General features: G+C 37.1%; 15 protein-coding genes. 7 read left to right on the top strand and 8 right to left on the bottom strand.

The genetic code is table 11. From position 1 onward, the window contains the following. Positions 1 to 12: 12 nt before the first annotated feature. Positions 13 to 357 carry a hypothetical protein gene (locus tag BS34_RS0106545; RefSeq protein ID WP_029407735.1) on the top strand — a complete coding sequence of 115 codons (345 nt, stop codon included), beginning with the start codon at positions 13 to 15 and terminating at the stop codon, positions 355 to 357. A gap of 93 nt (positions 358 to 450) precedes the next feature. Here BS34_RS0106545 and BS34_RS0106540 read toward each other — a convergent pair whose 3' ends face one another. The 3 genes from BS34_RS0106540 to BS34_RS0106530 all read right to left on the bottom strand — a co-directional run bounded on the left by BS34_RS0106540 (position 451) and on the right by BS34_RS0106530 (position 2,486). Beyond that, positions 451 to 1,227, bottom strand: coding sequence for a UDP-2,3-diacylglucosamine diphosphatase (locus tag BS34_RS0106540; RefSeq protein WP_038126300.1), 777 nt, complete (start codon positions 1,225 to 1,227; stop codon positions 451 to 453). A gap of 136 nt (positions 1,228 to 1,363) precedes the next feature. Continuing rightward, entirely contained in the window at positions 1,364 to 1,867 is a 504-nt protein-coding gene (locus BS34_RS0106535; protein WP_029407733.1) for a peptidylprolyl isomerase, read from the bottom strand. 25 nt (positions 1,868 to 1,892) lie between these two features. Then, positions 1,893 to 2,486: a peptidylprolyl isomerase gene (locus tag BS34_RS0106530; protein ID WP_029407732.1), complete on the bottom strand. Its 594-nt coding sequence runs from the start codon at positions 2,484 to 2,486 to the stop codon at positions 1,893 to 1,895. A 227-nt stretch (positions 2,487 to 2,713) separates the two neighbouring features. Between BS34_RS0106530 and cysS the strand changes: the two genes are divergently transcribed. After that, the gene (gene cysS / locus BS34_RS0106525) at positions 2,714 to 4,090 is read left to right on the top strand and encodes a cysteine--tRNA ligase (RefSeq protein WP_029407731.1); all 1,377 of its coding nucleotides are present in this window, start codon (positions 2,714 to 2,716) and stop codon (positions 4,088 to 4,090) included. A gap of 388 nt (positions 4,091 to 4,478) precedes the next feature. Here the strand turns inward: cysS and BS34_RS0106520 are convergent, their stop codons facing one another. The 3 genes from BS34_RS0106520 to gloB form a co-directional block, all read right to left on the bottom strand. Next, positions 4,479 to 6,437, bottom strand: a complete 1,959-nt coding sequence (locus BS34_RS0106520) for a transglycosylase SLT domain-containing protein (RefSeq protein ID WP_233993155.1) — start codon at positions 6,435 to 6,437, stop codon at positions 4,479 to 4,481. 180 nt (positions 6,438 to 6,617) lie between these two features. Further along, positions 6,618 to 8,426 carry a lytic transglycosylase gene (locus BS34_RS0106515; RefSeq protein ID WP_158660984.1) on the bottom strand — a complete coding sequence of 603 codons (1,809 nt, stop codon included), beginning with the start codon at positions 8,424 to 8,426 and terminating at the stop codon, positions 6,618 to 6,620. Positions 8,427 to 8,479: 53 nt separating this feature from the next. Continuing rightward, positions 8,480 to 9,256, bottom strand: a complete 777-nt coding sequence (gene gloB / locus BS34_RS0106510; RefSeq protein ID WP_038126299.1) for a hydroxyacylglutathione hydrolase — start codon at positions 9,254 to 9,256, stop codon at positions 8,480 to 8,482. 76 nt (positions 9,257 to 9,332) lie between these two features. On the opposite strand from gloB, the gene BS34_RS0106505 reads away from it, so the two are divergent. After that, positions 9,333 to 10,133, top strand: coding sequence for a class I SAM-dependent methyltransferase (locus BS34_RS0106505; protein WP_051640724.1), 801 nt, complete (start codon positions 9,333 to 9,335; stop codon positions 10,131 to 10,133). 32 nt (positions 10,134 to 10,165) lie between these two features. Here the strand turns inward: BS34_RS0106505 and dnaQ are convergent, their stop codons facing one another. Further along, on the bottom strand, positions 10,166 to 10,867 hold the full coding sequence (gene dnaQ, locus BS34_RS0106500; RefSeq protein ID WP_029407726.1) for a DNA polymerase III subunit epsilon: 702 nt from the start codon (positions 10,865 to 10,867) through the stop codon (positions 10,166 to 10,168). Between the two features lie 67 nt (positions 10,868 to 10,934). On the opposite strand from dnaQ, the gene BS34_RS0106495 reads away from it, so the two are divergent. Continuing rightward, a complete protein-coding gene (locus BS34_RS0106495; protein WP_029407725.1) occupies positions 10,935 to 11,360 on the top strand; it encodes an FKBP-type peptidyl-prolyl cis-trans isomerase in 426 nt (141 codons plus the stop codon). A 413-nt stretch (positions 11,361 to 11,773) separates the two neighbouring features. Here BS34_RS0106495 and BS34_RS0106490 read toward each other — a convergent pair whose 3' ends face one another. Continuing rightward, positions 11,774 to 12,466: an MBL fold metallo-hydrolase gene (locus tag BS34_RS0106490; RefSeq protein ID WP_029407724.1), complete on the bottom strand. Its 693-nt coding sequence runs from the start codon at positions 12,464 to 12,466 to the stop codon at positions 11,774 to 11,776. Between the two features lie 130 nt (positions 12,467 to 12,596). Between BS34_RS0106490 and hrpA the strand changes: the two genes are divergently transcribed. The 3 genes from hrpA to rluF all read left to right on the top strand — a co-directional run bounded on the left by hrpA (position 12,597) and on the right by rluF (position 18,775). Further along, positions 12,597 to 16,610, top strand: a complete 4,014-nt coding sequence (hrpA, locus tag BS34_RS0106485; RefSeq protein WP_029407723.1) for an ATP-dependent RNA helicase HrpA — start codon at positions 12,597 to 12,599, stop codon at positions 16,608 to 16,610. 467 nt (positions 16,611 to 17,077) lie between these two features. Next, positions 17,078 to 17,596, top strand: a complete 519-nt coding sequence (locus tag BS34_RS13115) for a c-type cytochrome (RefSeq protein WP_233993153.1) — start codon at positions 17,078 to 17,080, stop codon at positions 17,594 to 17,596. Positions 17,597 to 17,827: 231 nt separating this feature from the next. After that, entirely contained in the window at positions 17,828 to 18,775 is a 948-nt protein-coding gene (rluF, locus tag BS34_RS0106475; RefSeq protein ID WP_029407721.1) for a 23S rRNA pseudouridine(2604) synthase RluF, read from the top strand. The last annotated feature ends 382 nt before the right edge of the window (positions 18,776 to 19,157 follow it).

The raw sequence follows: 19,157 nt of genomic DNA, 5'->3' as shown, positions 1-19,157 counted from the left end.
AGGTACTAACCTGTGAAAATAATCTTGTCAGATTTAGTTGGATTAACACTGGATAATGATGATGCTAATACCTCACAAATTCAAAAAGTGCTCAATGCTTGTATTGAGGATTACGCTGATGATTTTGTACAGGATATGAGCCATATTAGTCAGGCAGCCAATTATTCAGGAAATATTAAAGTTGATGAAATCGTCCATTTAAAAGATAACTTATACCGTTGTGATTATAGTTATGACTGGGCTATTGCTTGGACATGCTCAGGGGTTCAAGAGGGTGGAAGAGTGAAAGAAAAAGTGCGTTTTACGCTAGAACCTAGTGGAGAGTTACAATTTAAGTTTTTAAAACTGGATGCGTAGTTTTGTTGTCTTTCCTATAAAAAACCACTCTGTTGAGTGGTTTTTTTATACTTGCTAGTTATGAAGATATAAGTCGCCGTTGCTGACAAAAATTCAATATGGCAATCTCTCATCAGAGATTGAGTAATCTATTAGCTGAGGTCCATTTGAATCGACCTTAATGATTTTAGCCTGTGGGCGCCAATCGCCTAATACCCAACGATGTAAAGTTTTGTGTTCTGCTTCAATAATGTGATGATTTGGTCGATGTGTATGGCCGTGAATCATGTGGCTAACTTCAGGGTGCTGTTTAAACAACTCGCAGAGCGAGTTTTGATTGACATCCATGATTTGTAGGTCTTTTTGTTTGCTATGTTGCTTAGAATTGGTACGCATTTTATGACCAATAAACAGCCTGCGTTTACGGCATAAGTGTAAGAAAATCCACTGTATTAATTGGTTTCTAAAAAGTTTACGCATTCTCTGATAGCCTATGTCATCGGTACATAAATTATCACCGTGTAATAGTAAATAAGGTTCGTTATAGAGTGTGATGACCTCTATATCATCTAAAATATTAATTCCTGTTGCTTCACTAAAGGCGTGTTTCATCAAGAAATCACGGTTTCCATATTGTAAGAATATAGGGAGTCCATTTTGGGTTAAACTTTTAAATTTGTGAATGAACTTTGCATATTGTTCTAAACCAATATCATCTCCAACCCACATTTCAAAAAGATCTCCCAAAATATATAAAGCTTCAGCTTTGGGAGCTTGTTCTTCTAAAAAAGCATAAAAGGCTTGGTTGATAGGATGATTGTCTTCAGGCTGAAGGTGAATATCCGCAATAATTAGGGTGTATGGGGAATGAGAAGGTTCTGAATTTTGCATGCATTGATTCTAGCAAGATTCATGAATAACGCCTAGTTTTTTAGGTAAATGAATATTGATAGGGAGAAATAAAAAACCAAGTTTTGAGAATGTCTGCAAAACTTGGTTTTATAAGTAAAAGATTTATGCAAAAAGCTTAATCTTCAATAAGAGTGGTTTTTAGGATGGTAATGTCATCAACCGGTACGTCTTGATGACCCATTCGGCTAGTGGTTTCAACTTTAGCCATGGCGTCAACAATATCCATACCTTCAGTCACTTTACCAAACACAGCATAACCCCAACCTTGCATATCTTTACCCGTGTGATTTAGAAAATCATTGTCTTTTAAGTTAATAAAAAACTGAGTCGTCGCTGAGTGCGGGTCACCTGTACGAGCATAAGCCAAAGTGCCGCGGTCATTTTTTAGACCATTGTCAGCTTCATTTTCAATGGGTTCACCAGAAGGTTTGTCTTGCATACCTTCAACCATACCACCACCTTGAACCATAAAGTTTGGAATGATGCGGTGAAAAATAGTATCTTTATAAAAACCTTCCATTACATAATGAATGAAGTTCTCAGCACCAATCGGTGCTTTTTCATCATCGACTTCAACAGTGATGTTGCCCATGGTGGTTTCAATAACAACTTTTGACATGAATAATCCTTGTATTTAAATTCAATTACTTAATTTGGCGAGCCTTAATGATTTTAACGGTTTTCTTTGGAACATCTTTCATTCCGTTTACAAAGCCTGTTTTAACCATACGAATTTTATTAACGGTTTTCATGCCGCTAATCACTTTACCAAATACTGCATAACCCCAAGCTCGGCTAGTTTTTTCACGAAAATCTAAAAAAGTATTTTGCGCGGTATTAATAAAGAACTGTGCCGTGGCAGAATGTGGGTCATTGGTTCTTGCCATAGCCACTGTGCCTATACGATTACGCAATCCATTATCGGCTTCATTTAAAATGGGAGCATGGGTGATTTTTTTATCAAAACTTTCTGTAAATCCACCGCCTTGAATCATAAAACCAGGAATAACGCGGTGAAAAATAGTTCCATCATAAAAACCTTCATTGACGTATTTAAGAAAGTTCTCAACGGTTTTAGGCGCTTTATTAGGGTACAACTCCATAATAATAGTTCCTTCAGAAGTTTCGATTAGAACTTCAGGGTTAGTTGTTTCAGTTGCACTTTGTGCGAAAGCAGAGCCACTAATAAATACAGCAATTAGGGCAGCTTTAAAGGTTAAAAACAGTCTTCTATTCATGATTCACTCCAACATATTAAATCGGTTATAAGATACAATATGCAGCATTCTAACACCTAGGTTAAATAGGCTAAACAGTTTATAACTGAATTTTAAGGATTGAGTCAGTTTCTTAAGACTGTCGTCCATAATTAACGCATTAATTCACTAGAGATAGTTGTAACAGGTAAATGCATACAACGCATACAACATTCTCAATTATTAAGAAACCACACAGCAGGAAAATTATGAGCCTACAAATTTTTAATACGGAAACCCGTAAAAAATCGGTATTTACCCCTATTCATCCCGGAAAAGTAGGTTTATATGTTTGTGGTGTTACCGTTTATGACTTATGCCATATTGGACATGCACGCGTTATGGTGGTTTTTGATACGGTAGTGCGTCATTTACGAGCATTAGGTTATGACGTTGATTATGTACGTAATATCACCGATATTGATGACAAAATTATTAAGCGAGCATTAGAAAATGGAGAGTCCATTCAATCTCTTACTGAACGCATGATTAAAGAGATGCATGCGGATGAAGCCGCAATGAATGTGCTGCGTCCAGACATGGAACCCAAAGCAACCGAGCATATGGATGAAATTCGTCATATGATTGAAACCTTAATCGCTAAAGGGTTTGCTTATCCAGCGGAAAATGGCGATGTGTATTTTAAAGTTAAAGCGTTTGATGAATATGGTCGCTTATCAGGTAAAAATGTGGATGATCTTGAATCTGGTGCTCGCGTTGATGTGAATGAAGTTAAACAAGATCCATTAGACTTTGTGCTTTGGAAAGCCTCTAAAGAGAATGAACCTAGTTGGAACTCTGAGTGGGGGAACGGGCGTCCAGGTTGGCATATTGAGTGTTCAGCGATGTCTACTAAATGTTTAGGTAATCATTTTGATATCCATGGTGGTGGAATGGACTTATCCTTTCCTCACCATGAAAATGAAATTGCGCAATCGGAATGTGCAACCGGTGAACATTATGTAAACATTTGGATGCACTGTGGTTTTGTGCGTATTGATGATGAAAAGATGTCTAAGTCATTAAATAACTTCTTTACGATTAGAGAAGTATTAAAAGTTTATCATCCAGAAGTCATTCGTTATTTCTTGCTATCTAGTCATTACCGCAGTCCTGTTAATTATTCTGAAGACAACCTTAACAGTGCTAAAGCGAGTGTTGGCCGCTTATATTCTGCGTTAGAGAGCGTTAGTATTGATAAAACAACAGAACCCACAGCCGATTCAAATTATGAAGCAGAGTTTATGGATGTCATGAACGATGACTTTAATACACCTAAAGCCTTTGCCGTATTATTTGAATTAGCTAAAGAAGTGAATAAAACCAAACAACCAGGCCTGGCAGCTCTTTTGATTAAATTAGCAAATCAAATTGGTTTGTTAGAAGAGGGTGCTGAAAGTTTCTTTAAGTCTCAGCCAAGTGATTCAAATTTAAGCGACGAAATGATTGCGCAGTTAATTGAAGAAAGAAAAAAGGCAAGAGCAGAAAAAAACTTTGCGAGATCAGATGAAATTCGTGATCTATTAGTTGAGCAGAAAATTGAATTATTAGATACCGCTGAGGGAACAACTTGGCGAAGAGGCTAGTTGTAACCCTTTTATAATCAGGGCTTAAGCTTAGTATTGAGACATGAATAATTTTCCTATTGAAAATAAGCTGATATAAAACAGTTACTTAAATACGCTTATAAAATTTAATTGTTCAATCTAAGGGTTGCTTATGCTTGACAAGATAAGAAAATGCTTATATACTAGAGTCATTCATGTTTCTTCATGAGTATCCTCCTCTGATTATTTCTAATGAGATAATATATTTAAACTCGAGTTGTCCAACTCGGGTTTTTTTTGCCTACTAAAACTATAAATGGCCTTTCAAGCTACTAAAAGTCTATTGAAACCGCCCTTTAAATAACTTCTAGTACAAATCTCGCTTTATATATCAAGTGAGATGGGGTGTAATGCCAGCTTGGCAATTTTAAGGGTGTTTAGGATCTGTTTTTTTAAATTTTTGGCCACCGATTGGAGGCATAACATCTTCCAAGCGATCATATTTTTTATTAAGAAGTGATTTAAAAATCGTTGTGTACTCTAAAACGGCCTTTACGTAGGCACGAGTTTCTGTAAAGGGTATGGAATCTATCCACTGATCCGCAGCGATAGAACCTTTAGCAGGAATCCAAGAATCAACACGATTTGGGCCTGCATTATAAGAGGCCGTAGCGAGTACTTTGTTACCTGCATATTTATCATTTAAGTAACTTAAGTAGGCACTTCCTAGTTCTATATTGTTTTTAGCTTTGGTTAAATCTTTAAAAGAGACCTTTTTAACCCCGATTTTTTTTCCTATGTATTGAGCTGTTTTAGGCATTAGTTGCATTAATCCCACCGCTCCAACGGGGGATTTTACATCCTCTGAAAAGGCACTTTCTCGGCGCATAATTCCATAAATCCAAGCCGGATCAATTTTATTTTTATCGGCATTTAGCATCACGGGTTGTTTATGTGGAGTTGGAAAACGTAAATCTAAGTCATGCCAGGTTTTTGCTTTAGCTAGGCTACGGATGGATTGAGAGTATTGCTCCCACTGGTTAGCTAATACCGCAATGGCTTGTAATTCGTTTTTGTCTACGCGGTTTAATAATTGATACCACTCTCGTTTTGCACTTAACGGCCAGTCAATAGCCATTAGTTCTTGAATGCGTTGGAGTTCAGGGTACTTTTTAATTAAATATGCGGTGTCGCGTTTTTTAACTGGGTTAGGGTTAAATTGGTAAGGTTTTTTAAGTCTATCAGCTGATAAAAAGGCATAATAATTTCTATTTTTAGCCAATTTTTTATATAGATCGTTGGCTTCTTTTTGCTGTTTAGTAGCCTCTAATGCACGCGCTTTCCAATATAGCCATTGCTTTTTTTGTTGAGTGTTGGATGGCATTAATTCAATAGTTTCTAATAAGGTCGCCCAGTCAGATTGTTTTAAAGCAACCTGCGCCTGCCAGCGTAAACTCGTTTTAGTTTTCGCAGCCGTTCCATTCACTTCATGGAGTAGAGCGCCTGCTTGAGGGGAGTATCGGTAGGCGCTTCTTAATGCAACTTTTCGTTTTAAAACCGCATACTGGTCTTTGTTGATGAGGTAGCGTTTATAAAACTTATTTAAACTACTTTCTGCTAGGCTTGGGTCTTTAGAGGCTAGAAAGCGTATCCCCTGGGTAAAAATTTTCTTTTTAACGCTGGTAGAAATAGTCTTGGGCAATGGCTTTGAAACTAAGTATGGGTTTTTATAAACCTTCAACCAATAGTTGAACATAGTTTTATCTTTTTTAGATAAATCAGAACTTAACTTTTTGGCCAATGCGGTTTTACGCTTGTTCATAGCAAAGCTAATTCTTTCCCAAATCATGGTTCCAGTGAGTTTTTTATTATTACGTATTAGCTTGTCTAATGGTTTGCAGGCTTTGCTTAACTTGGTTGAGTATAGCCAAATAGGTTTAGCAAGCTTAATCGCTTTATTAACTTGTTTACGATTAGCTAAGGCCTGAATGTAATAGCATTGTAAATTTTGACTTTTTTGAGGTTTATAGTTAGTTAGAAAGGTGGTCCATTTTTTTTGAGAGGCAAGCTGAGCTAGCCATTTTGTGTAGAGTTTATCTGAGAGATAATGGTCTTTATTTTGTTTTATAAAGCGCTTAATTTGTTTAGTCGGTGTTTTTGATAAATGTAAACGGTAATCGTGGTAATTAAGGTAAAGGGCTAATGGATAGTTTTTAAGAGATTTTTTGTATTTAGCAATGGCTTTACGATCGTTACGTTTTATCGCCTGATAGGCGGATAAGTAAGCTTTCTGTTGGCTGCTCAATAAGCTAGTATTTGGACGGTTGTCGGCTTGGGCTTTTAACGGATTACTAATTAATAAAAAGGTAGCGATGGTTGCAAGCAAAAGGTTTGTGGTAGAAATGTAAAACAAATTAATAAATTTTAAGAAACTCGAATGAATTCGGGGTTTACGCATAATCAAAATAAAGCATCCATTGTTGGTAATCATAAGTTCTTAGCTAAGCTTTATTGTAATGCTTTACGTAAGAAAAAAGGTTAGGATTTAGTCCTTATTCGCATTAATCTAAGTGTTTTTACCTGTATCAAGTGGAATTTTGATTACCTGACCCGGTTTAAGCAAACTTTTGAGTGATAAGTTATTGTGTGAGGCGAGTTTTTTGGCAGAAAGTTGATTTGCTTTTGCAATATTCCATAAATTATCCCCTGTTTTTACAACATATTTTAATGACGATTGTTTACTCCAAATAGTCAGTTTCATGCCGGGTTGAAGGATTTTTTTGGTTGAAATATGATTCCAAGCGGCAATATCTTTAGAGTGAACGTCATAATGTTTCGCCACTAACCAAAGGCTTTCACCTTCTTTTAGGGTGTGCTCGATTTTTACTCTCTGTTCATAATTTGGAATAATTAATTGTTGACCAATTCTCAATGCTGTTTTTACAGAGAGATGATTTCTAGAGGCGATCTGTTTAGTGCTTAGGTTATATTTTTTAGCTAATAACCATAATGACTCACCTGACTTAACGGTATGTTTATGATTATGCTTATCATTATGTGTGCTTTCAGCATGTTTATGAAGCGTTTTTTTAGAATGTAACTTAGCTTGAGATGCCGATGCCAATTGGGTTTTAACTAAACTGAATTTGTCAGCAGGAATGGGAATTAATAAGGTTTTTCCCGCTCTAATTCTAGAACTCTTCATTCCATTTAGGCGTTTAATTGCTTTGGCAGAGGTTTTATATTTATGAGCAATAACACTCAAGCTATCACCTGAACGAATTTTGTGTTTTTGCCAGTGAATATCAAAGATTGCTTGATTGTTTTCAATCTGCTTTTCAAACGTCTCTGCTTTGTCTACAGGAAGAAGTAGATCGTATGGCCCATTTGGTGGGGTGGCAGGTTGATGAAAGCCGGGATTAAGTGAAGCAAGAACTTCTCTAGTGGTTGATGATAGCTTGGCAACTTGCCCTAAAGAAACTTGTTTGTCTAAAACAATTTGCGAGAAATAGGCATGATTGGCAATCGGTTCAAGAGCTATATTAAAACGGTTTGCATATTCAATAATATGTGCCATGGATAATAATTTGGGTACATAACTTTGGGTCTCTTTAGGGAGAAATTGTTGTATTTCCCAAAAGTTAGGTTGGTATTTGGCAATATTGGCTCGGTCTTTATTTGCTTTTCGATATTTTCTTTGTGCTTTATAGACATTACCTAGTCCAGCATTGTAAGAGGCTAAAGCTAGTAACCAGTCGTTGTTATTAAGCTTATAAAGTTTTTGCAAGTAGTCTAATGCGGCACGTGTACTTTCTACTATATCTTTGCGGCCGTCATACCACCAAGTTTGATCTAAGTCATACAGGTCGCCGGTGCTTGGTATAAATTGCCACAATCCGACGGCTTTCTGATGAGAACGAGCAATGGGTCTAAATCCACTTTCTACAGCGGGTAATAGAGCAATCTCATAAGGCATATTGCGTTTTTTTACTTCACTAAGAATAAAGTATAGATAGGGCTTTGCTCGTTCAGAGACACGTTTAAGATGAGTTTTTCGACTATGGTAAAACCCTAGAAAGTCAGCGTAATGTTCGAAATGTTCATCTGCTAAATCAAACTTATAACGCATTTCATCCCAGATAATAGGGTGGTATATATTTTCTTGCAGCTTTACCTTGAAATCATCCGTTGTAACTTCGGCGTTTATCTGGGGTTGAGCGGGATTGCTTGTTTTTGAAAGTAGAGTTTTAGAGGGCTCTGATTTTAGCGTTGAATTAGAAATGCAGCCGGTTAACAGTAGAGAGCTTAAACCAAGAGTGACTAGACCCAGACTGCTGACTAGACCAAAGCTTAGTGATTTGAATTTAATTGTCATTAACGGTAATTTTTTTATAGAAGGGGATAACATAAGTTTTTTGTCGTTCTACTCTAATGATTATGGTCGTATTCATCTTTCCAAGCTCTTAGCTCAGAAAATAAGCTTTCTTTAGAGTCTTGGGCTCCACGTTCAAGCAATCTTGCTTTTAGTTTGGGGGTATCAAACCTTAGGAAAGGGTTGGTGTCTTTCTCTTCGCCTAAAGTGGATTGTGCTCCTTGATGAATACTCGGGTAATTGATGGTAGTTTGGGTTATTCTCTTTGCTAATAGCTTGTTTTCAGGTTCTGCTAGTTCTGCAAATCCAAGGTTACTTAATGTATATTCATGTGCAGAGAAAAATTGGAGTTCATCGGGTAGCTCACGAAGCTTAAGAATCGATTGGCTAAACTGCTGCACCGTACCGCCTAAAATTCGACCACAACCTGCAGTAAATAAGGTGTCTCCACAGAATAGTAATTGATTATTATAAAAAACAATGTGATCTTTGGTGTGGCCGGGTGTTTCCATCACGCTAAACTGCAAGTCTTCTGCTAGCTGAATGACATCACCTTCTTGGCACTTAATTTGAATACTCGCTAGAGAGCTTTTCGCCGGGCCATAAACGGTAGCATTGGGAAAAGTAGCTAATAACGCATCAATTCCGTCAACATGGTCAAAATGTTGATGGGTAATTAAAATAGCTTGCAACTTAAGCTGGTGCTGTTCTAGGTAATCTAATACTTGTTGAGATTCTCCTGGGTCAACCACCCAAGCATTGACATGATTATGAATAACCCAAATATAGTTGTCATAGGTGCCGACAAAGGCAGGTAAACCAACGATATTCATATAAGATCCCATAAGCAATTGCTATAATTGGCGCTAATGATATCAAAAATATACTGTAAATAGTGGGAAAAGCACGATGAATCAAGGTTTTCAAACGTTTTTAAGGCATTGGTTTCAAACTCCACCAGGCCTGGTAGTTTACAAACAAGAAAAAAAATTGGTTGATAAAGCTCTTAATCGTGTTTTTGGATATTTTTTGGTTCAGCTGGGCTGCGTTTCTAACGAAAATTTGGTTGCGAATAGCCGGGTAGTGACTAAATTGTTAGTCGATAAAAAACTAAGTGACTTACCGGCGCAATCAAAAGACGTGAATTGGATTCAAGCAGAGTTAGATTTTCTACCCATTGCTCGTGATAAAGTCGATGTGGTTTTTTTACCGCATACCTTAGAAACCATTGATGATCCTTATTACCTGCTAAGACAAGTCGATACGATGCTCGTGCCAGAAGGGCATATTGTATTAACAGGGTTTAATCCTTATGCTTGTATTCCTTTTAGACTTAAATACTTTTCTTCTTTAACCTCTTTTAATAAGGCAAATTTCCACCGAGCAAGCCGGCTTAAAGAGTGGCTTGAGGTATTGGGTTATGAGGTGACGCTGGTGGAACACAGTTCAGTAATGTGTTTTACCAATAATGGAAAGTATAAAGTTTGGACTAAAATAATAGAAAAGGTTGAAGAGTCTTTAAAAGGCATTGGTTTAGACTTTGGTAATGTGTACTGTTTAGTTGCTAAGAAAAAAGTAGATGCGCCGACTTTAGTTGGGCTAAAGTGGCATTTACCGAAATGGAGAGGGGTTAAGAATGGAGTCTCGGTATCAAGAGAATCAACTTCTAGACAATCTAAATCTAGACAATCAAATAAAAGCTCTCTTTAATTGTTGGTTAGATATACTGTTCTGAATAAAGCCTACCAGACGAGCTCTTGTCCAGATTTCTTAGAAATTTCTTCTAGTTTTTTCTGATGTAATAAAATTTCAGCATCAGTCGCTTTTAATATTTTAAGTGCAGGGCGGTCGCTTCTTACCTGTACTTTGCTTTCAGCGTCGGTATCAGCATCTTGACTGCCGGCATTTAGGGTTAATGCTGTTTGCCCACCCGTCATTATTAAGTACACGTCTGCTAAAATTTCAGAATCGAGTAAAGCGCCGTGTAAGGTTCGGTTAGAGTTATCAATTCCTAAGCGCTTGCATAACGCATCTAACGAATTTCGTTGGCCTGGATAAGATTTACGCGCCATTTTTAGTGAGTCAGTAATCACACAATGGTCTTCAATTTTGCCCCACTTATTTCCGGGTAACAAAGAGAGTTCATGGTTAATAAAGCCAACATCGAACGGTGCGTTATGAATAATCAGTTCCGCTCCAGCAACGTATTCCATAAATGCATCTGCTACTTTGGCAAATACGGGCTTGTCTTGCAAAAACTCGTCAGTAATACCGTGAACATCAATCGCATCTTGCGGAACGGTTCTTTCAGGATAAATGTATTGATGATAATTGTTATTTGTTAAACGACGCTTAAACATTTCAACAGCACCAATTTCAATAATTCTATCGCCATTGTGCGGCTCAAAACCGGTCGTTTCAGTATCTAATATTATCTGACGCATTCAAATTCTCTTTGCTGTAAAATATCGTTCACCATTTTAAAGCAAAACAAATTCAAAAGGTTGAGTTATGAAGATTAAAAAAGGCAGTCGAGTTACATTTCATTATGAATTACGTGATGATAAAGGCAATGTTTTAGATTCGACATTTGGTGGTGAACCTGTGATTTATATTCAAGGTGAAGGTGAAATTATTGAAGGTCTTGAAGAGTTTATGCAAGGTGAAGAGCCTGGTTTTGAAGCCAAAGTAAGTATTCCTCCAGAAAAAGCTTATGGCTTAACTAATGACGATTTAGTGGTATTTGCAGGCCCAGAAAATTTTGATGATAATGTAGAAATTGAAGTGGGTTCATCCGTAGAAACTGAAGACCCAGAAGGTAATACCATTACTTTCCGTATTATAGAAGTGACTGAAGACAAGGTTTATCTTGACGGTAATCACCCTCTAGCGGATAAAACTTTAGACTACAAAGTAGAAGTATTAGAAGTTCATTAATTCTTCGCAATAATTCAGCTCACTCCTAAAATTTGTTATCTCTGCGTCAGGAAATGGTCATTTACACTTGTAAGCTCACATTAACTTGCTTGACCTAACAAATTTTAGGCGCAATCTGAATCATTCTTAATATTTATAGAGACCTTTGCACGAGACCATGAACACATAAAAACAGCTATAATTCTCTATCTTCAAGCTAAAAAATCCGCCCAATAACTAGTTATTATGCGTATTTTTTAGCCTAAATCTAAAGAATTCTATCTTGTTTTTCTTGTGCCCCTGTCTCGTGCAAAGGTCTCTTATAGTTTTAAATTCTAAAATCACAAAAAAAGCCCGATGAACATAGTTTCAATCGGGCTTTTTTGTATATTAACTTTTAACTTTTAACTTTTAACTTTCAGCTTGTAAGTATCTTAGTCTTCTAAGTCTCCACATTTTAGGTTACCAGGAACTGAAATATCTAAACGTTTTGGGTTAGGAAGGTTTAAACCGTCCATAATGATTGAAAAGTCGTTAAACGATTTGCCATTCCCTACACGCGAATTAAATTGTTTTTCTTCACCAATCGTCGATTGACTAAAACCTTTATAGTCATGCGCAGGGAACACCAATGTGTCTTCAGGTAAGCTAAAAAGTTTTTCTGTGAGTGAATGGTACATGTTTTCGTTGCTACCTAATTGAAAGTCAGTACGACCGCAATCACGAACAAATAAGGTATCTCCGGTAAATGCAGCGCCTTCAATTAAGTAGGTGCTGTCATTGTCAGTGTGACCAGGTGTATACAGCACTTTAATTTCTTGTTCACCTAATTTAAACATATCGCCATCATTCGTCAGAATATCCGCACATTCAGAACCCGATTTAGAGTGAACTGCAATTTTTGCACCAGTGCGTTTACGGATTGGGCCAGCGCCTGTGATGTGGTCTGCATGGATATGTGTTTCTAAAAGGTATTTTACTTTTAGTCCTAATTCTTCAATATGTTGCATATCACGTTCAACTTGTTCTAAAACTGAATCGACCACTGCGGCTTCTTTGGTAGCCTCATCCCAGATTAAATAGGTGTAAGTCCAAGTATCGTAATCAAATAACTGACGAATTTTCATGATTGACTGCCCTGTGTTAGTGAATGAGTAGAGATTGTATTTGTTATAATAAGCGTTTTATTTTGCTTTTTCATGTACTTGAAAAACAATAATACTATATAAAACATTTATCTGGTTATTATCTATACTTATGCTCAATTCGTCAACCCAAAGCTTTTCTGTTAAAAATATTAAAAATGCCATTCAGCGTTGCATGATTAAAGACCGTTTCTTTCTTAAAAGAGCTTTTAATCAAGGGGCTTTTGAAAAGTTTTCGGCTGAAGAATTAGAAAACAACCAGGCCTGGTTAAAGCTCACCAAGCGATTGCAAGATTCTTTATTAAAAGTTGAAGCTCGTCAAAAGACTTTACCAAAGATTGATTATGATGAAGCTCTGCCCGTTGCCAGTAAAAAAGACGGGTTGGTAGAGTTGATTAAGCATAATCAAGTGGTGGTCATAGCCGGGGAAACGGGTTCAGGTAAAACCACACAAATCCCTAAGATTTGTTTAGAAGCGGGTTTGGGTTTGCACGGTAAAATTGGTTGTACTCAACCGCGCCGCTTGGCGGCTCGTAGTGTGGCAGAACGAATTTCTGAAGAACTCGGTTCGTCGCTTGGAAAAATCGTCGGTTATCAAGTACGTTTTTTGGACCAGGTACATGAGCATAGCTTAATAAAAGTGATGACGGATGGGATTTTATTGGCTGAAGTGCAAAATGACCGTTACCTTAGCCAATATGAAGCGATTATTATTGATGAAGCCCATGAACGCAGTATTAATATCGATTTTTTATTAGGAATACTTAAACAGCTATTACCAAAACGCCCCGATTTAAAAGTCATTATTACCTCAGCCACAATTGATACCCAACGTTTTGCAGAACACTTTACTATTAATGGTCAACGACCTCCTGTGGTTGAAGTTTCAGGGCGCACTTATCCGGTTGAATTACGTTATCGCCCATTGTCGGTGTATGAAGACGATGCAGGTAATGAAATAGAGCAGGATATGATGACGGGCATTATTGATGCCGTTGATGAACTCGGTAAAGAAGACCCATTTGGTGATGTTTTAGTGTTTCAGGTGGGTGAAAGAGACATTAAAGAAACTGCTGAAGCCTTAAGAAAACACCAGCATAAAAATACTGAAATTGTGCCGTTATATGCTCGTTTATCAATGAGTGAACAACAAAAGGTATTTCAAACGTCTCAAAAACGCCGCATTATCTTAAGTACTAACGTAGCGGAAACCTCTTTAACGGTGCCAGGTATTAAGTATGTGATAGACCCAGGCCTGGTAAGAATTAGCCGTTACAGTGTGCGTAATAAAGTTCAGCGTTTACCTATCGAAAAAATTTCCCAAGCTTCTGCTAATCAACGTAAAGGTCGTTGTGGTCGTGTGAGTGATGGTATTTGTATTCGTTTATACGCAAAAGACGATTTTAATTCAAGACCGGAATTTACCGATCCTGAGATTCATCGTACCTCATTGTCATCGGTCATCTTGACCATGACTCAATTGCAGTTAGGTGCGGTGAATCGTTTTCCATTTATTGAAGCCCCTAATGATAAAGCCATTAATGATGGTTTTAGACAACTACATGAGTTAGGCGCTTTAGATGATAAACGTCGTTTGACGGAACAGGGTCGCCAAATTGCAAAGCTACCGATAGATCCGAGTGTGGCTAAAATGGTGATTGAAGCTGAGAAAAATGGGGTTCTAGCGGAGGTTTTGATTATTGCCGCCGTTCTTAGTATTCAAGACCCACGTGACATTAATGAAACCACTATGCAGGCAGCACGTACCGCACATAAACCGTTTGAAGATGAACGTTCAGATTTCTTATTCTTTTTAAATCTTTGGCACTTTTATGAGCATCAACGCCGTCACTTATCGCAAAACAAGTTACGTAAGCTTTGTAAAACCAATTTTTTAAACTATATGCGCATGAAAGAGTGGCATGAGTTAACCATTCAATTGGAGCAAAGTTTAAAACGCATTGGCATGAAAGTCGGTGAGTTGCATCTGTTTGAAGAAGTTCGTAAAAAACTTCCTAATGGCCAAGAGGGTGAAGTCACTGAGCGTTTAAGCGATATACATAGTATTGCGGTACACCGTTCTCTATTGGCTGGTTTACTGGGTAATGTGGCAACACGTGATGACGAAAAATCTTATCTGGGAGCGCGTAATACTAAGTTGTTTATTCATCCGAGTTCAAGTCTGTTTAAGCGTAAACCTAAATGGATGTTATCCGCTGAACTGGTTGAAACAACCAAACTTTATGCTCGTACCAATGCTACCATAGACGTGCGTTGGGTAGAAAGTTTAGCTAAACATCTTATCAAGCACAGTTACAGTGACCCGCATTGGCAAAAGAAAAATGGTCAAGTTGGTGCTTACGAATCCATCACTTTGTATGGTTTGCCCATTGTGACCAAACGCCACTGTAATTATGGACCAATTAACCCAAAAGAGTCGCATAAAATCTTCTTACGTCATGGTTTAGTTGAAGGGCAATTATTTACCAAAGCCCAGTTTTTTGTTCACAACCAAGCGTTAATTCAAAAGATTGAAAAGCTAGAACACAAATTGCGTCGTCCTGATTTCTTGGTAGATGAAGAGGTGTTGTATCAATTTTACGATGAACGAATTCCTAAACACCTTTATAGCAAACCCGCATTTGAAAAGTGGGTTAATAAAACTGAAAAAGAATCGCCTCAGACTCTTCAAGCTTTGTTTTTAAGCGAACAAGATTTAATGAAACAAGCTGCCAGTAATAGTGTGTTACATGACTATCCTGATCAAGTTCATTTAAGTCACCAAATGTCTTTAGAAGTAGACTACCATTTTGAACCAGGTAAAAAGAACGATGGTCTAATTTATCACTTACCGTTAGCCAATTTAAATAATGTAGAAGCAGAAGACTTTGAATGGTTAACACCAGGCCTGCTTAAAGAGAAAACGGCTTTTTACATTAAGTCATTACCTAAACAATTGCGTAAACAATTTATTCCAGCTCCCCAGTACGCTGATTTAGTTTTAGCTGAAATGAATCCTGATAAAACGGTAGCCGTAGGTAAAAAAGAGTCATATTTAAATCAACTTGTTTGGGCATTGAATCGTAAAGCCAATCAAAAGGTTTCGTTAAATGATTTTATAGAAACCGATTTACCAGACCATTTAAAACCGTATTTTGTTTTAGAGGATGATAAGGGTAAAAAACTCTCAGAAAGTCATGACTTGAATGTTCTAAAACAAAACTATCAACACTTGGTTGATGCCAAAATACAAAAACATCAAGCTAAACAAAAGACACAAAATCGTATCATTAATGAATGGGATTTTGGTGACCTCTCTGAAAGTAAAACGATTAAAAGCCAGGGTAAAGAGATGTTGGCTTATCCCGCTTTACAAATTCAAGATGAAAATATTGTATTAGGGTTAATGGGGGATCAGCAGTCTGCTTTACATGCCCATTCTCAAGCGGTTATGTTGCTAATTGAACGATTGCTAATGGATAAGGTTAAATATCTACAAAAAAAGTTACCGCTACAAAAAGCTTGTTTATGTTATGCCCCTTATGGAACTTGCCAAGACTTAACGCAACAAGTCATTGACCGAGCATTAAAGACTTTAGTTTCTAATCCTGAACAGATTCGTAAGCAATCTGAGTTTAATGATATTTTGGAAAAAGTACGATCAGAGTGGGTTTTAGTAGCGCAGCAGATAGCTAAACAAGTAAATGAAATTTTTACCTTACATCAAAATGTCGCCAAGCAAGTGAGGGGGCGAGTCAACCCACGGTGGTTAGCCTCGGTTGCGGATATTAAAATACAATTAGATGAGTTAATTTCTAAAGACTTTGTGCGTAATACTCCTGAGAAATGGTTTAAACAAATTGAGCGTTATTTAAAAGCCTTGCAAATGCGTCTGCAAAAGCTGGATTTAGATCCTAATAAAGACCAAAAATCGATTAGAGAAATTCAACCCATCTTAAAAATGTATCAGGATTTAGCCAAAGAGCCGGCTTATCAAAATCAACCAGGCCTGGAAGAAATTCGTTGGATGATTGAGGAACTAAGAGTGTCATTATTTTCGCAGCCTATGAAAACCCTCAAACCGGTTTCAATCAAACGCTTAGAAAAGCAGATTAATTCGCTTTAAATAACTGCTAAAGTAGAGTATTGCTAAATTAGATAATGGTTAAAGCTACATAAAAAACATAGAAATATAAGCACATTAAACTAATCGAGACCTTTGCACGAGAGTATGCACGATTAAAAATGGTTCTAGGTGCCCCTTGAGGGTAAAAATTCACCTGATTTTTGTTGTACCCCAAGGGCACTTACGTTGGGCGACAACTTGTGAATAGCTATCTATTCCCTGCGTTTTCCGCCGCAATCAGGTGAATTTTCCCTCATTTTTCTTTCGCACCTATCTCGTGCAAAGGTCTCTAATCAATTGAATAAGCACTTGTATAAGTGTTTAAAGCGTTTTAAACTCTTATACAAGGCTTTATTTACTTTTTGAATTGCAAAGAATGTTTGTTGCGAATTTGTCATAACCCGGTTAAAAAACTTAAGTATAATGTTCAAGTATAAAATTTAAGTACAAAAATAAAAGGATTTAACATGAAGAAACGTTTTAATTTTAAAACTACTGCAGTCATCACGACAGCAATTTTAGGTTCTACTTTATTATTAGCCGGTTGTTCAGGCGATAATGACGACACAACGGCTGCAAAAGCACCAGCTGCTGAACAAAATACAATGGCAGTAAAACAACCTGCTCCCGTTGAAGCACCTAAAGCTGCGTTACAGCCAGCTCCAGCACCAAAAGCAATGGAAGAAGCTAAAGCTGTGGTAGAAGAGAAAGTGGCGGAAGTGAAAGAAGCCGCAGCTGAGGTGGTTGCTGCAGCACCATCGGGTGAAAAACTTTATGCCACGTGTGTAGGGTGTCACGGTTCAAAAGCTGAAGGTGGAGTTGGACCACGCTTAAGTAATCAAAAGCCAGAAGACATTGTTGCTAAGCTAACAAAATACAAAGCGGGTGAACAGATGGGGCCAATGACAGGAATGATGGCGCCAATGGCAGCAGGATTAAGCACAGCAGATATGGAAGCGATTTCAAAATACGTGACCACTCTATAAATTTTTTATTGTTATCCGTTTAAACGGGTTAACAATATTTAAATTGAATGGCTTAAATAATTAAGCACCTTGTCTTTGGCAAGGTGCTTTTTTGTTTTTTACGAGCTCAATATCTGAAATTTTGCCAATTAATGAATCTAAAGGTCTCCTTAATGACTAATTATTTATGTTTGACTAACATTCGTTATGGTTTAATACACTTTTTTCATGGCATAGAAATTAGGACTCGCTTTGACAATACCGACTGAAAAACGATTGAATAAATATATTAGTGATTCTGGTTTCTGTTCAAGAAGAGAAGCGGATCGTTTAATTGAGCAAAACCGAGTGACCATAAATGGAAAATTGCCTGAATTAGGGACTAAAGTTTTATCGGGCGATATTGTTAAGGTTGATGGAAAAGCGATTGGTGCGGTGGCAGATAATAAGTCAGATCGGGTTTATATTGCGTATAACAAACCCATTGGAATCATTTGTATTACAGATACAAGTATTGAAGATAATATTATTGATGCGATTGGCTATAAGCAGAGAATCTTTCCTATTGGACGATTAGATAAACCTTCTGAAGGTTTAATCTTTTTAACCAATGATGGTGATATCGTTAATAAGATATTACGAGCTGAAAACGCACATGATAAAGAGTATATCGTAACGGTAGATAAACCTATTACTAAAAGTTTTTTGGATCACATGTCCCGTGGAGTACCTATATTAGGGACAATCACTAAGCCTTGTAAGGTTAAAAAAGAGAGTCAATTTGTCTTTAATATGATTTTAACTCAAGGGTTAAATCGTCAGATTCGCCGTATGTGTGAACATTTAGGTTACAACGTTAGAAAACTAAAGCGTTCTAGAATTATGAATGTTGAGTTAGGTGATTTAAAACCCGGTGCATGGCGTTATTTAACGAGTCAAGAAATGAAAGAGATTAATGCTGCGGTCGTCAATTCAAGTAAAACGGCGGCAGAAGACCAAGGTTCAAGACCCAAAGCACAAAATCATACTCGGGATGAATATCGTCAAATTCTTCAAGACAGAAAAGACGGTAAAGTTGCTAAATCTTATAAGCTTGAAAAACCTCAGAAAACTCATAAGACAAAGCCATCAAAATCGGCTAAAAAAACGGTTATTAAAGTCAATAATCCAAAAAGAAAGTCTCTAAGTTTAAAAAAATAATCGGCTCACATTCTTATATAGAAATCAAAGCTAATAAACTTAACCTGTAAAAATTAACCTTAATCTGACAATACAACAGTTAATTACTAACTTAACTTGATAAAAATTCATTATCAGGTTTGGGTTATTTTCCACTTTTGTGATGCTTAATATTGAAGCTTGGGCAAACGCCTTAAGTCCCCTTGTAATAAATGGTGCAAGGTTCTTAGTGTAGTGAACGTTTAAAAAACGCTGCTGTTTGAGCGTAGCGAGTTCAGCGTTTTCAGTTCACAAGCTTAGAACTTGCCCATTTATGGAGTGGGGTTTGTTTTTTGGTTACTTTTTTGCCAAATTGCAAAAAGTAACGGGAAGCCTGTGTGACAATATTTAAGGCAAAGGCTTA

The organism is Thiomicrorhabdus sp. Milos-T2 (assembly GCF_000702325.1).
Lineage (GTDB): Bacteria > Pseudomonadota > Gammaproteobacteria > Thiomicrospirales > Thiomicrospiraceae > Thiomicrorhabdus.
This window is presented reverse-complemented; position numbering and strand designations above follow the sequence as displayed.